The 12,684-nt window shown below is 72.1% G+C and carries 16 protein-coding genes; 10 read left to right on the top strand and 6 right to left on the bottom strand.

Going from position 1 to position 12,684, the window contains the following annotated elements:
- Positions 1-104: 104 nt before the first annotated feature.
- From DZA62_RS11955 to DZA62_RS11935, 5 genes are all read left to right on the top strand, one after another.
- A complete protein-coding gene (locus DZA62_RS11955; RefSeq protein WP_116949140.1) occupies positions 105-617 on the top strand; it encodes an Lrp/AsnC family transcriptional regulator in 513 nt (170 codons plus the stop codon).
- 213 nt (positions 618-830) lie between these two features.
- A complete protein-coding gene (locus DZA62_RS11950) occupies positions 831-989 on the top strand; it encodes a DUF4177 domain-containing protein (protein ID WP_074946573.1) in 159 nt (52 codons plus the stop codon).
- Positions 986-1,450 carry a RidA family protein gene (locus DZA62_RS11945; protein ID WP_116949139.1) on the top strand — a complete coding sequence of 155 codons (465 nt, stop codon included), beginning with the start codon at positions 986-988 and terminating at the stop codon, positions 1,448-1,450. Before DZA62_RS11950 ends, DZA62_RS11945 begins: the two co-directional genes overlap by 4 nt.
- Positions 1,451-1,460: 10 nt before the next feature.
- Complete coding sequence (locus DZA62_RS11940) at positions 1,461-2,138, top strand: NUDIX hydrolase (protein WP_116949138.1); 678 nt, start codon at positions 1,461-1,463, stop codon at positions 2,136-2,138.
- 56 nt (positions 2,139-2,194) lie between these two features.
- Complete coding sequence (locus DZA62_RS11935; RefSeq protein WP_116949482.1) at positions 2,195-2,896, top strand: MBL fold metallo-hydrolase; 702 nt, start codon at positions 2,195-2,197, stop codon at positions 2,894-2,896.
- A gap of 10 nt (positions 2,897-2,906) precedes the next feature.
- On the opposite strand, the gene DZA62_RS11930 is transcribed toward DZA62_RS11935, so the two are convergent.
- Positions 2,907-3,584: a Crp/Fnr family transcriptional regulator gene (locus DZA62_RS11930; protein ID WP_232827396.1), complete on the bottom strand. Its 678-nt coding sequence runs from the start codon at positions 3,582-3,584 to the stop codon at positions 2,907-2,909.
- Positions 3,585-3,785: 201 nt separating this feature from the next.
- On the opposite strand from DZA62_RS11930, the gene nth reads away from it, so the two are divergent.
- From nth to DZA62_RS11915, 3 genes are read left to right on the top strand one after another with little or no spacing between them, the layout of a single operon-like run.
- Positions 3,786-4,490, top strand: coding sequence for an endonuclease III (gene nth / locus DZA62_RS11925; protein WP_116949481.1), 705 nt, complete (start codon positions 3,786-3,788; stop codon positions 4,488-4,490).
- On the top strand, positions 4,487-5,164 hold the full coding sequence (locus DZA62_RS11920) for an NUDIX hydrolase (protein ID WP_116949137.1): 678 nt from the start codon (positions 4,487-4,489) through the stop codon (positions 5,162-5,164). The genes nth and DZA62_RS11920 overlap by 4 nt, the downstream gene beginning before the upstream one ends.
- Positions 5,161-6,354 (top strand): MarP family serine protease, encoded by a 1,194-nt coding sequence (locus DZA62_RS11915; protein WP_116949136.1) that lies wholly within the window; start codon positions 5,161-5,163, stop codon positions 6,352-6,354. The genes DZA62_RS11920 and DZA62_RS11915 overlap by 4 nt, the downstream gene beginning before the upstream one ends.
- 20 nt (positions 6,355-6,374) lie before the next feature.
- On the opposite strand, the gene DZA62_RS11910 is transcribed toward DZA62_RS11915, so the two are convergent.
- The 5 genes from DZA62_RS11910 to DZA62_RS11890 all read right to left on the bottom strand — a co-directional run bounded on the left by DZA62_RS11910 (position 6,375) and on the right by DZA62_RS11890 (position 10,352).
- Entirely contained in the window at positions 6,375-6,911 is a 537-nt protein-coding gene (locus tag DZA62_RS11910) for a GNAT family N-acetyltransferase (protein WP_116949135.1), read from the bottom strand.
- 124 nt (positions 6,912-7,035) lie between these two features.
- Positions 7,036-7,965: an alpha/beta fold hydrolase gene (locus DZA62_RS11905; protein WP_198663669.1), complete on the bottom strand. Its 930-nt coding sequence runs from the start codon at positions 7,963-7,965 to the stop codon at positions 7,036-7,038.
- The gene (locus tag DZA62_RS11900; protein WP_116949134.1) at positions 7,962-8,375 is read right to left on the bottom strand and encodes a phage holin family protein; all 414 of its coding nucleotides are present in this window, start codon (positions 8,373-8,375) and stop codon (positions 7,962-7,964) included. The genes DZA62_RS11905 and DZA62_RS11900 overlap by 4 nt, the downstream gene beginning before the upstream one ends.
- A 122-nt stretch (positions 8,376-8,497) precedes the next feature.
- Positions 8,498-9,781 carry a Na+/H+ antiporter NhaA gene (nhaA, locus tag DZA62_RS11895; RefSeq protein ID WP_116949133.1) on the bottom strand — a complete coding sequence of 428 codons (1,284 nt, stop codon included), beginning with the start codon at positions 9,779-9,781 and terminating at the stop codon, positions 8,498-8,500.
- A gap of 94 nt (positions 9,782-9,875) precedes the next feature.
- On the bottom strand, positions 9,876-10,352 hold the full coding sequence (locus DZA62_RS11890) for a pyridoxamine 5'-phosphate oxidase family protein (RefSeq protein ID WP_116949132.1): 477 nt from the start codon (positions 10,350-10,352) through the stop codon (positions 9,876-9,878).
- Positions 10,353-10,416: 64 nt separating this feature from the next.
- Here DZA62_RS11890 and DZA62_RS11885 point away from each other — a divergent pair, with 64 nt between their 5' ends.
- On the top strand, positions 10,417-11,382 hold the full coding sequence (locus tag DZA62_RS11885) for a helix-turn-helix transcriptional regulator (RefSeq protein ID WP_116949131.1): 966 nt from the start codon (positions 10,417-10,419) through the stop codon (positions 11,380-11,382).
- A 191-nt stretch (positions 11,383-11,573) separates the two neighbouring features.
- Positions 11,574-12,656 (top strand): Fic family protein, encoded by a 1,083-nt coding sequence (locus DZA62_RS11880; RefSeq protein ID WP_198663668.1) that lies wholly within the window; start codon positions 11,574-11,576, stop codon positions 12,654-12,656.
- Positions 12,657-12,684 lie beyond the last annotated feature (28 nt).

Genomic DNA, 12,684 nt, shown 5'->3' with positions numbered 1-12,684 from the left:
CGCATCGGAGACGCCGGCCGGTCCTCCCACAAATAGTGCGCCTCGTGAGATGGTCATCTCTACAACGGGCCGAAATCGGTGACAGCTGGCAGAGTGGAGCCGCCATGAGCGACCAAACGTCTCAAGGTGATCGGGGTCACACCTGGAATACCGGCCGTTCGTCTGCCAGCGAGCTCGACGACGTCGACCGCCGCATCCTCGCCGAACTGGTCGACCACGGCCGGCTGTCCATCCGGCAGCTGGCCGAACGCGTGCACGTGTCGCGGGCCAACGCCTACGCGCGGGTCGACCGGCTGCTCGCCGACGGCGTCATCACCGGGTTCTCCGCGCAGGTGAGTCCCGAGCGGGCGGGCCTGGCCACCAGCGCCTACGTCATGCTGTCGATCCAGCAGAACGCCTGGCGCGAGGTGTCCGCCGCGCTCGGCTCACTGCCCTACGTCGAGCACTTCGCGTTGGTGGGCGGCGACTTCGACGTGCTCGCGCTGGTCCGCGCGCCCAACAACAGCGAGCTGCGCCACGTCGTCCTCGAGCACATCCAGGACGTCGCTGGCGTGCTGAGTACCCGCACCTGGCTGGTCTTCGACGAGCACCTCGGCCAGGGGTCGCGCTGGGCCTGAGGAGCCGTGCCGCCCAGCCATCGTCGTTCCACCGGTCCCGTGCCCCGTCGCTCGCGGGCGCGGGGACTTCCGTCCGGGCGGGTTGACGGCGCTGCCAACCATTGGCGCTGGTGTCACCCCACCGACGAGGGACGCCGTCCCGGAGCGGATCGTCGCCGTCAGCGCTCGCGCCTGCCGCGCCGGCCGGTCACCGCGCCCAGTAGGCTCGCGGCCATGGCCAAGTGGGAGTACGCGACCGCACCCGTGCTGGTGCACGCGACCAAGCAGATCCTGGACAACTGGGGCGAGGACGGCTGGGAGCTGGTCCAGATCGTCCCCGGCATGAACCCCGAGAACGTGGTGGCTTACTTCAAGCGGGAGAAGGCCGAATGACGGGCACGCCCGAGGAGCGGCTGGCCGAGCTCGGCCTGAGCCTGCCCGACGTCGTCAAGCCCGTCGCGGCGTACGTCCCGGCCGTCCGCAGCGGCTCGTTCGTGTTCACGTCCGGTCAGGTCCCGGTGCGCGACGGCGAGCTGCTCTACAAGGGCAAGGTCGGCGCCGAGGTCACGCCCGAGCAGGCGTACGAGTGCGCGCAGCAGTGCGCCCTGAACGCGCTGGCCGCCATCCGTGCCGAGGTCGGCGACCTGTCCGCCGTCACCCGCGTGGTGAAGGTGCTCGGCTTCGTCGCGTCGACGCCCGACTTCACCGGTCAGCCGCAGGTGGTCAACGGCACCAGCGAGTTGCTCGGCAAGGTCTTCGGCGACCTCGGCCAGCACGCCCGCAGCGCGGTCGGCCTGACGGTGCTGCCGCTGGACGCGCCGGTCGAGGTCGAGATGATCGTCGAGGTCGGCTGAGGTCGCTCGAGTGAACGACGGCCGACGGCGCGCGCTGCCCGCTCCGATCGCGGAGCGGGCCCGGGCGTTCGCCGCCGGCGGCCTGCCGGCCGGCCCGGCTCGGCCCGCGTCCACGGTCGGACTGCTGCGCGACACCGGCGACGGTGTCGAGGTGTACGTGCACGTCCGCCACATCGGCATGGCGTTCGGCGGCATGCTGGCGTTTCCGGGCGGGAAGGTCGATCCGGTCGACGGCGCGGATCCCGCCGAGGCGTTCGTCCGCGCCGCGATCCGTGAGACGCACGAAGAGACCGGCGTCGTGCTGGCGCCCGGTGAGCTCGTGCCGTGGGCGCACTGGATCACGCCGCGGTTCGAGGCGCGCCGCTACGACACCTGGTTCTACCTGGCCGCGCTGCCGGCGGGTCAGGAGGCGGCCGACATCTCCGGCGAGGCGTCGGAGGTGGGGTGGGTACGCCCGGCCGACGCGCTGGCCCGGGCCGAGGCGGGCGAGTGGGTCGTGCTGCCGCCGACGGCGGTCCTGCTGACCTCGCTCACCGGGTTCGCGACGGTGACCCACGCGCTCGCTGCGGGCGCCGGCCGCCGTATCGAGACCGTTCTCCCCGGCTGGTTCGACGACGGCGCGCAGGTGTGGAGCCTGCTGCCCAGCGACCCCGAGTATCCCGGCGACGATCCTGGAGAGCAGACGTGACCGACGTGGTGCTGCCGGAGTGGTGCCGGCTGGTGCGGGCCGACAACCCCGGCCCCATGACGCTCGACGGCACCAACACCTACGTGCTGCGCACCGCCGACGGCACCGTCGTCATCGACCCCGGGCCGTGGCTCGAGGAGCACTTCGACCACGTTCTCGCCCTCGGGTCGGTCTCGCTCGCGCTGATCACGCACCACCACGCCGACCACTGCGGCGGCATCGAGCTGTTCCGTGAACTCACCGGCGGCGCGCCCGTGCTGGCCCGCGACCCCGCCGCCAGCGGCGCCGACGCCGAGCTGCCCGCTCACGGGGAGCGACTGGACGATCTCGGCCTGACGGTGCTGGACACACCCGGCCACACGGCCGACTCCGTGTCGTTCGTCGCCGACGACGGCGAGTCGGTGCTGCTGTTCAGCGGCGACACCGTCCTGGGCCGCGGCACCACGATCGTCTCGCACCCCGACGGCGATCTCGGCGACTACCTGGCGTCGCTGGAGCTGCTGCGCACCGCCGTCCCCGGCGACGCTCTGCTGATGCCCGGCCACGGCCCGCTGCGGCCCCGCGCCGCCGATGTCGTCGACGAGTACGTGGCGCACCGGCAGCAGCGGATCGAGCAGGTACGGGACGCGCTGGGCGGCGGCGCCCGGACCGCCCGCGACGTCGTCGAGGTGGTCTACGCCGACGTCGACCCCGTGCTCTGGCCGGCCGCCGAGCGCACCGTCGAGGCGACGCTCGCCTACCTGCGCGCGGCGGGCTGACCCGACGGCGTCAGCGGGCGCGGCGGCGCAGGCGGTCGACGTCGAGGACGACGACGGAGCGCTGCTCGAGCCGCAGCCAGCCGCGCGACACGAAGTCGGCCAGGGCCTTGTTGACCGTCTCGCGGGACGCGCCGACCAGCTGGGCCAGCTCTTCCTGCGTGAGGTCGTGGACGACCCGCATGCCCTCTTCGGACGGCACGCCGAACCGGGTCGAGAGGTCCAGCAACTGCTTGGCCACCCGGCCGGGCACGTCGGAGAAGACGAGGTCGGTCTGGATGTCGTTGGACCGGCGCAGCCGTGACGCCAGCTGCAGCAGCAGGCCGCGGGCCACCTCGGGCCGCCCCGTCAGCCAGGGGGTGAGGTCGGCGTGGCTGAGGCTCCAGAGCGTGGTGTCGGTGACGGCGGTGGCCGTGGCCGAGCGCGGGCCGGGGTCGAACAGCGACAGCTCGCCGAACATCTGACCCGGGCCCAGCAGCGCCAGCAGGTTCTCGCGGCCGTCGGGCGCCGTGCGGCCGAGTTTGATCTTGCCCTCGGTGACGACGTAAACCCGGTCGCCTTCGTCGCCTTCGCGGAAGAGGGTCTCGCCGCGGCTCAGGTGCACCTCGGTCATCGACGCGCGCAGCGCGCCGGCGGCCTCGTCGTCGAGTTCGCGGAACAGAAGTGCGCTCCGTAGAGCGTCGTCAACCACTGCCAGATCCTCCTTGCCGTCGAGCCACGCGCGGTCCACGGTCTGGTGTTTCGCGTCACGTCGGCCGCAACCTATTGTGCCTGGGTGCCATCATGGCGGACCATTCGCCCCCACACAGCAAACTCGGCAACGCCGAGTCCTAGGGCAACGAGGTGGAATCGCGGGCCTGTCGGTCCCGGAACGTAGAGTGAGGTGGTGTCGATGGTCGCTACCGAGTCCAAGCTCGCCCTCACGCGGCGGGCCCGCAAGATCAACCGTGAGCTCGACGCGACGTACCCCGACGCGCACTGCGAGCTCGACTTCACCTCCCCGTTCGAGCTGCTGATCGCGACGGTGCTGTCGGCGCAGACCACCGACGTCCGGGTCAACGGCGTCACGCCCACGCTGTTCGCCCGCTACCCCGACGCCGTCACGCTGGCGGCCGCCGAGCGCGACGACGTCGAGAAGATCATCCAGCCCACCGGCTTCTTCCGGGCCAAGACGCAGTCGATCCTGGGGTTGTCGCAGGCCATCGTCGAACGGTTCGGCGGTGAGGTCCCCGGCACGCTGAAAGACCTCGTCACGCTGCCCGGGGTCGGCCGCAAGACCGCCAACGTCGTGCTCGGCAACGCGTTCGGCGTCCCCGGCATCACCGTCGACACCCACTTCGGCCGGCTGGTGCGCCGGTTCGGCTGGACCAGCCAGACCGACCCCGACAAGGTCGAGGCCGAGATCGGCGCACTCTTTCCCAAGAGCGAGTGGACCATGCTGTCGCACCGGGTCATCTGGCACGGACGGCGCCGGTGCCACGCCCGCCGGCCGGCCTGTGGCGCCTGCCCGCTGGCCCGGCTGTGCCCGTCCTACGGCGAGGGCCCCACCGACCCCAAGGTGGCCGCCAAGCTGGTCCGCGAAGGGCCGCGTGCATGACCACCGCGGACGCCGCCGGCCCACCTGGGTGGCTGCGGCGTATCGCCGATGCCGCCGGCGGCGCCTGGGCCGCGCAGCCCGGCCGGTGGTCCGCCCCTGACGACACCGCGCGCGAGTCCGCGGTGCTGCTGCTGTTCGGCGAGACCGACGGCCGGCCCGACGTCCTGCTCATCGAGCGGGCGGCGGGGCTGCGCAGTCACGCCGGGCAGGCGGCCTTCCCCGGCGGCGGCGCCGAGCCCGACGACGGCGGCCCGGTCGGCACGGCGCTGCGCGAGTGCGCCGAGGAGACCGGCGTCGACCCCGCCGGCGTCGAGGTCATCGCCACGCTGCCGCCGCTGTGGATCTCCGTCTCGAACTATTCCGTCACGCCCGTGCTGGCCTGGTGGCGCGAGCCGTGCGAGGTGCGCGTCGCCGACCCCGACGAGGTCGCGTCCGTGCACCGGGTGCCCGTGGCCGAGCTCACCGATCCCGCCCACCGCCTGCAGTTGCGCTACCCGTCGGGGCAGTCCGGGCCGGCCTTCCGGGCCGACGGCCTGCTGATCTGGGGGTTCACGGCGGGCGTGCTGTCCACGTTGTTCGATGCGGCCGGAATCGCCGAGCCGTGGGATCGTACTCTCGTCGAGCCGCTGCCATCGGGGCCGGCTCTGCGCCGTGAAGGTCGAGGTGGGTCGTGACGCTGGGCTTGAACGCCGTCGACCTGATCATCATCATCCTGGCGGTCGTCGTCGGCTACACCGGCTGGACCCACGGTTTCGTCGTCGGCCTGTTGTCCTTCGTCGGTTTCGTCGGCGGCGCGGTCGCCGGGTTGCTGCTGGTCCCGCTGGTCCTCGGCAGCTTCGACCCCGGGCTCGGCGTGTCGGTGCTGGCCGTCCTGCTGGTGCTCGGCGTCGCGTCCATCGGACAGGGCGTGCTCGCCTGGGCCGGCGGCTGGGTGCGGTCCAAGGTGTCGTCGCAGCCGGCGAAGAAGTTCGACGCGGCAGGCGGCGCCATCCTCGGCGTGGCCGGTCTGCTGCTGGCCGCCTGGGCGGTCGGGCTGGCCATCTCGACCGCGGCCGTGCCGTACGCGTCGCCCGGCGTCCGCGAGTCGCGGCTGCTGCACCTGGTCGACCAGGCGGTGCCCATCTCGCCCGACAGCCTGCGCGACGCCTTCGAGGACGTCGTCGCGGCCGGCGGGTTCCCGCAGGTCGTCGTCCCGTGGGCGTCCGAGCCGATCGTCGACGTCGGCCCGCCCGGCAGCCTGCTGCGCCGCGACCCCGAGGTGCGCACCGCCGCCGCGAGCGTCGTCCAGATCACCGGTCGTGCCGACGCCTGCGAGCGGGTCATCACCGGCAGCGGCTTCGTGGTCGCGGGTGAGCGCGTCCTCACCAACGCGCACGTCGTGGCCGGCGTCCGCGAACCGGTCGTCACCTTCCCCGACGGCGACCCACTGGCCGCCCAGGTCGTCGCGTTCGACCCCGAGACCGACCTCGCCGTGCTGGCCGTGCCCGGGCTGCCGTTGAATCAGCTGACGCTGGCCACCGACGATCCCGGCAACGGCGACGAAGCCGCCGTCATCGGCTACCCGAACAACGGCCCGCTGCGCAGCGAGGAGGTTCGCGTCCGCGACGTCCACGAGCTGATCGGGCACGACATCTACGACGAGAACACCATCACCCGCGAGGTCGTGTCGCTGCGCGGCAACATCCGGCCGGGCAACTCCGGCGGGCCGCTCGTCTCGCCCGACGGCACCGTGCTCGGCGTGGTGTTCGCCGCCTCGCTGACCGACCCCGACACCGGTTATGCGCTGGCGCCCAGCGAGTTCACCGACCTCGCGGCCGGCGCGGCCGAGGCCACCGAGCCGGTGTCGACCGGCTCCTGCACCTGACCACGCCGGCCGCCCTGTCGCTACGGCCGAGACTCGGGAGACCCACCTGAGACGCCGAACGGCGCGGCGTAGCGGATGGTCCCGGACGGCAGCGGGTACGCGGCATCCAGCGTGAGCGCCATCAGCGCCTCGTCCGGTACGGACAGCGTCGTCCCGATGTCGTGCTCGGACGCGCGGCCGAAGCCGAACCGCGGGTAGTACTCCGGGTGCCCGAGGACCGTGACGACACGTTCACCGTGGTCGCGGGCAGCCCGCAGCGCGGCCCTGATGGCGGCCGAGCCGGCGCCGGACCTCTGCTGCCCGGGCCGCACGGAGCAGGGCCCGAGGCACAGCGCCGGGGTGTCGCCGATGTGGCAGCGGGTCAGCAGTGCGTGCCCGACGACGGCGCCGTCAGGGCCGGCCGCGACGATCGACAGGCCGTCGATCCAGGCGGCGTCGGCGCGGAGCGCGTCGATGAGGTCGGCCTCGTCCGGCCGGTCGAAGGCCGCGATGGTGACGGCGCGGATGGCGGCGACGTCGGCGCCGGTCTCGGCGCGCGTGATCCAGTGCGAGTGCATAGGAGATCCGTTCGTGCTCGGGTGACTGAGGTCAGGACGAAGTCAGGCCGCGGCCTGTCGCGCCGACATCAACGCCACTCCCTCACGGATCCTCGAAGAGACACGAACGTGACCGATCGTAGCGTCAGTCGTGCTGGGCGCGCTGCTTGACCAGCCAGTCCAGCAGCGCGTCGGTGACGGCGCCGGGCGTCTCCTCGTGCGGGAAGTGGCCGGCCGACTCCAGCGACAGCCAGTGGTACTCGCCGGCCACCATCTCCCGCGACGCCGCCGCCAGCTCGATGTCGAAATTGGAGTCCTGGACGCCATGCACCTGCAGCACCGGCATGGTGAGCGGGTCCTGGATGCGTTTGGCGAACCGGCGGCCGTCGCCGCGGAACAGGGAGCGGAACAGCCAGCGCTGGTACTCCAGCGCGCAGTGCGGCGCCGGCCACAACTGCATGGCGGCGCGGTAGTGGCGCGACGCTTCGTCGTCGGGGAACGCCGAGCCCGGCGCCGACCAGCGCCGCAGCAGCGTCTCGACGTGAGCGCCGTCGTCGGCGATGAGCCGCCGCTCCGGCGCCATCGGCGTCTGCACCCAGGCCAGCGACCCGCTGTGCCGGAACCGGCCCTTCAGCAGGTGCCGGCGCAGGATCAGCGGATGCGGCATGGACAGGACGGCGAGCGCGTCGACGTGCGCCGGGCGCATCGCCGCCGCCGTCCACGCGCCGTAGGCGCCCCAGCCGTGCCCGACGAGCACCGCGCGGCGCTCGCCGAGCGACCGGATCGCGCCCGTGATGTCGGCGGCGAACGTGAACGCGTCGTACCCGCGTGGGGTCTTGTCGCTGCCGCCCGCGCCGCGCAGGTCGATCGCGACGGCGCGCCAGCCGGCCGCGGCCAGCGCGGGCAGCTGGTACCGCCAGGCCCACCAGAACTCCGGGAAGCCGTGCAGGAGCAGGACGAGTGGTCCTTGCCCCATCTCCGCCGCATGGAACTGCGCCCCGTTGGCGGCGACGGTCCGGTGTGTCCAGGGGCCGGGGATCTCGACCGTCTGGCGATGTGCGTCGTTGGTGATCACGTGCTGTTGCTGGACCTCTTCAGAGCGCGGGCGGCCTCGCGAGCGGTGGTCTTCGTCCGCTCGGCCTTGGAGATCCTGCCGAACCGGCTCCGGGCCGCCAGCAGCAGGAGGAGTGCGACGAGCACATAGGCGCCGGCGACCACGAGGAAGGACCACCCGAGGGTCAGTCCGAGAGCGTGGACGCCGTACACGAGCGCGATGGAGCCGAGGACGAACGCGACCAGGCCGAGGAGCGCGGCGGCCGCGATCATGGCGCCGCCGAGGCCGGCCTCCTTGGCGTCCTCCCTCAGCTCGGCCTTCGCCAGCTCGATCTCGTCCCGGACCAGCCCGGTGAGGTCGTCCTTGATCGAGGCCACGAGCTGGCCGATGGAGGCCGAGCCGTCGGCCTCGGTGGTTGCCCGCGCGGCCATCAGGAACCCCCTCGTCGCAGTAGTCGCGAGTCACGTCGGCCGCGGCGGCGAGTTGCCGGCGTGGCCTCGTGTTCGACTCTAGAGCAGGTCGACACCCCTGGTCGCGTAGACGGGCCGACGGGTCACGGCCGAGTGCCCGGCTCCTCGGCCTGGTACACGTCCGGGATGCCGTCGTGATCGTCGTCGCGGGTCTCCTCGGCGGCCAGCCGCTTGTAGATGACGTTGCGCCGGCCGAGCACGATCGTGGCCAGCAGCGCCGCCAGCACCGAGCCGACCAGGACGGCCGTCTTCACCAGCTCCGCGTGGTGCGGGTCGTCGCGGAAGGCCAGCTCGCCGATGAGCAGCGAGACGGTGAAGCCGATGCCCGCGATGGTCGCCAGGCCGAACACGTCGCTCCAGGTCAGGTCGCTGCTCAGCTCGGCCCGGGTGAATCGCGCAGTGAGGTACGTGCCGCCGAAGATGCCGACGGCCTTGCCGACCACCAGCCCGAGCGTGACGCCGAGCGCCACCGGCTGCGTGAACACCTCGCTCAGCGAGTCGGGCGAGATGGTGACGCCGGCGGCGAACAACGCGAAGACCGGCACGCAGAGCACGGCGGAGAACGGCCGGACCCGGTGCTCGACGCGCTCGGCCGGCGCCTGCTGCTCGCCGTCCTTGCGGTGCGCGCGCGTGAGCAGCCCGAACGCGACGCCGACGACCGTGGCATGCACGCCGCTCTCGTGCATGAGCGCCCACGCCACCACCCCCATCGGCACGTAGAGCCACCAGGCGCTGATGCCGCGGCGCTGCATGAGGTCGTACGCGACGAGGATGGCGGCGGCACCGAGCAGCGGCCAGATGCGCACGTCGGTGGTGAAGAAGATCGCGATCAGCAGGATGGCCAGCAGGTCGTCGACCACGGCGAGCGTCAGCAGGAACGCGCGCAGCGCCGACGGCAGTTGCGAGCCGATGACGGCCAGCACGGCCAGCGCGAAGGCGATGTCGGTGGCGGTCGGCACCGCCCAGCCCGTCATCGGGCCGCCGCCGATGCCGTTGACGACGACGTAAACGATGACCGGGCCGGCCATGCCGCAGACCGCCGCGATGATCGGCAGCGCCGCCTCGGCCGGCCGGCGCAGGCTGCCGACGACCAGCTCGCGCTTCAGCTCCAGCCCGGCGACCAGGAAGAAGATCGCCAGCAAGCCGTCGGCGGCCCAGGTCGCGAGGTCGAGGTCGAGGTGCAGCGACGCCGGTCCGATGGTCGTGGTCCGCAGCGCCTCGTAGGAATCGGCGCCGACGTTCGCCCAGACGAGCGCCGTGGCCGCCGCCACCAGCATGAGGAACCCGCCGGTGGTCTCGCTGCGCAGGACGGACGCGACGTACTGGGCTTCGGGCCAGGTGGAACGGGCGAACAGGCGGCGGGGCACGGAACTTCACCTCTTCTGGTCGGGGACGCGACGACGTCACGCCGACCAGACTTCCCGGCACACCAGCGGCCATTCTATCGGGTCCGCGGCACTCCTAGGCGCGGGCGAACGTCCGCACCGGCTGACCTGGTCGCCAGAGCGTGATCTCCATGCCGGTGCGGGTGTCGTTCAGACCCGCCAGAACGACGTCGTCGATGCCGAGCCGGAACAGGTGGAACGGCCCGGGCGGAAGCCCGGCGGCGTGGGCGGTCTGGTACGCCTCGAACTCGGGCCCGGTGACCTCGGCCGCGCGCCCGGAGATCTTGATGTCGGCCACCGTCATCGATCCGTCGCCGGGATTGTTGTGCAGCGCGTAGCGCGAATCGCGCTGCAGGTCGTGCGCCTTGCGCGCCTCGGGCATCGAACCCAGCGTGAGGTGGTCGCCGTCGAAGTCGACCTCGGTGCCGCTGACCCGCGGTGAGCCGTCCGCGCGCAGGGTCGCGAGGACGTGGTGCTTCGTGGCCGTGAGCTGGGCGCGCACGACCTTCGCCAGCTCCGGTGCTTCGTCGTCGAACTGCTTCCATGTCGCCATGTCATCCATGCTGCGGGTCGATCGCTGACATCCGCTGTCAGGGACTTGGCATAGGTTCGGTCTCGTGAGAGCCAGCCGGTTGATGGCGATGATGCTGCTGATCCAGCAGCGGCGGGCGATGACGGCTGCCGAGGTGGCCGCCGAGCTCGAGGTGTCCGTCCGCACCGTCTATCGCGACATCGCGGCGTTGCAGGCCTCCGGTGTGCCGCTGTGGACCGAGTCGGGCCCGGGCGGAGGCATCCGGCTGGTCGAGGGCTGGCGCACGAAGCTCGACGGACTGACCGGCGACGAAGCGGCCGCGCTGTTCTTCGGCGGCGTGCCGAGCGCGGTCGCCGACCTCGGACTGGGCACCGTCCTCGTCGCGGCGCAGACGAAGGTCATCGCGATGCTGCCGCCGGAGCTCCGCGGCCGGGCCGCCCGCCTGCGCGAGCGCTTCCACGTCGACGCTCCCGGCTGGTTCGACGACGCGGCGCCCCCGGACGCGCTCGCGACGGTGTCCGACGCGGTGTGGTCCGGCCGGCGCCTCGATGTCTCCTACCGGCGGTCGGACCGGACGGTGTCGCGGCTGCTCGACCCGCTCGGTCTGGTGCTCAAGGCCGGTACCTGGTATCTCGTGGCGGCGCACCGCCAGCAGGTGCGCACGTACAAGGTCGGCCGCATCGACGCCGCCACGGTGCTGTCCGAGGCCGGCTGGCGGCCCGACGACTTCGACCTCGCCGAGTGGTGGGCCGCGTCGTCGGCGGAGTTCGACCGGTCGCTGCTGTGCTACCGGTGCCGTATCCGGCTGTCCGCGTCGGCAGTGCGGCGGCTGCACACGGCCGTCGGCGCGCTGGCGGCCGCGCAGGCCCGCGAGACCGCCTCCGCCCCCGGCGACGACGGCTGGTCCGAGGTCGAGCTGTGGACCGAAGCCGAAGACGTCGCCGCGTCCCAGCTGTTCACCCTGATGAACGGCGTCGAGGTGCTGGAGCCCGTGTCTCTGCGCGCCACCCTGCGCTCCGTCGCGCTCGAGGTGGCCGCCCGGAACGCGTAGTTCAGGAGAACTGGAATCTCCCGTCGCTGTATTCTAGTTTCCGGCAGCAAACTTGAATACTACTCATCTAGATTCCAGTTTGCGAGGGCGAGATGGATCGCAATCGGTTCGGCAAGAGTCCGATCGGGTCGCTTGTCCCGATTCGTGGCACCGGCGGTCGCACGGGCAAAGCGTATGACCACGTCGCCTTCATGCCCCAGCCGCTGGGTGACGAGCCGGCGCTCGACAACGCGGCGTGGCGGGCGGTGAGTGCGGCGAACCATGCGTTGGGCGCCCTCGACCAGGCCGGGCGCCAGGTCCCGGAGCCGACCCTGCTGCGCCGGCCGACGCTGCGACGGGAGGCGCAGAGCACGTCAGCGCTCGAAGGAACCTATGCCCCGCTGGCCGACGTCCTCGAGGCCGACATCGGCGACCAGCGGACGGCGGAGCTGACGGAGGTGCTGAACTACGTTCAGATCGCGGAACTCGCCTTCGCCGCGCTGGCCGACGGCCGCCGGCTCAGCATGGCTCTGCTGCTGGAGCTGCAGCGCGGTCTCGTCCGCGGCACGGCGGCCGAGACCAGAGACGCCGGGCGCATCCGGACCGTCCAGGTCGCCATCGGCGGGAGCACGGCCACCGCGCTCACCGCGGCGCGCTTCGTCCCGCCTCCGCCCGGTCTCGCACTGGAGTCGTCGACCAGGGATCTGGTCGACTGGATCAACGACACACCACGGGCCGGCCGGGACCCCGTGGTCGCGGCCGCCATGGCGCACTACCAGTTCGAGACCCTCCACCCGTTCAACGACGGCAACGGGCGCGTAGGCCGGCTGCTGATCGTCCTGGGGCTGATCCAGGACGGAAGCATCGGCGATGCCCTGCTGAGTGTGTCGCCGTGGTTCGAGGCTCGGCGGCGTGACTACCAGGACCACCTTGCCGACCTGAGCGCGACCGGTGACTGGAGCCGGTGGGTGCAGTTCTTCGCACAGGGCCTCGAGGACTCCGCCGAGGAGACCTCCTCGATCGTCAGGGAGCTGCTCGACCTGCAGGAATCGCACCGGAAACGGCTGCGGCTCGCGAAGGTGCGCGGGGTCGCCGAGGACATCGCACGATCACTGATCGCCAGGCCGATCACCACGATCACGGAGGTGGCGTCGCTGGTCGGGCGGGGCTACCAGACGGCCAGCAACGCCGTCGAACGCCTGGTGGACCTGGAGATCCTCGCGCCGTACGGCAGCGGGCACCCGCGGCGCTACGTGGCGATGGAGGTGCTCGCCGCGATCCAGCGCCGGCCATGAGCAACGGGCGGGGAGACGATGCGTCTCC

This window comes from Jiangella endophytica, from assembly GCF_003427025.1.
GTDB lineage: Bacteria > Actinomycetota > Actinomycetes > Jiangellales > Jiangellaceae > Jiangella > Jiangella endophytica.
This window is presented reverse-complemented; position numbering and strand designations above follow the sequence as displayed.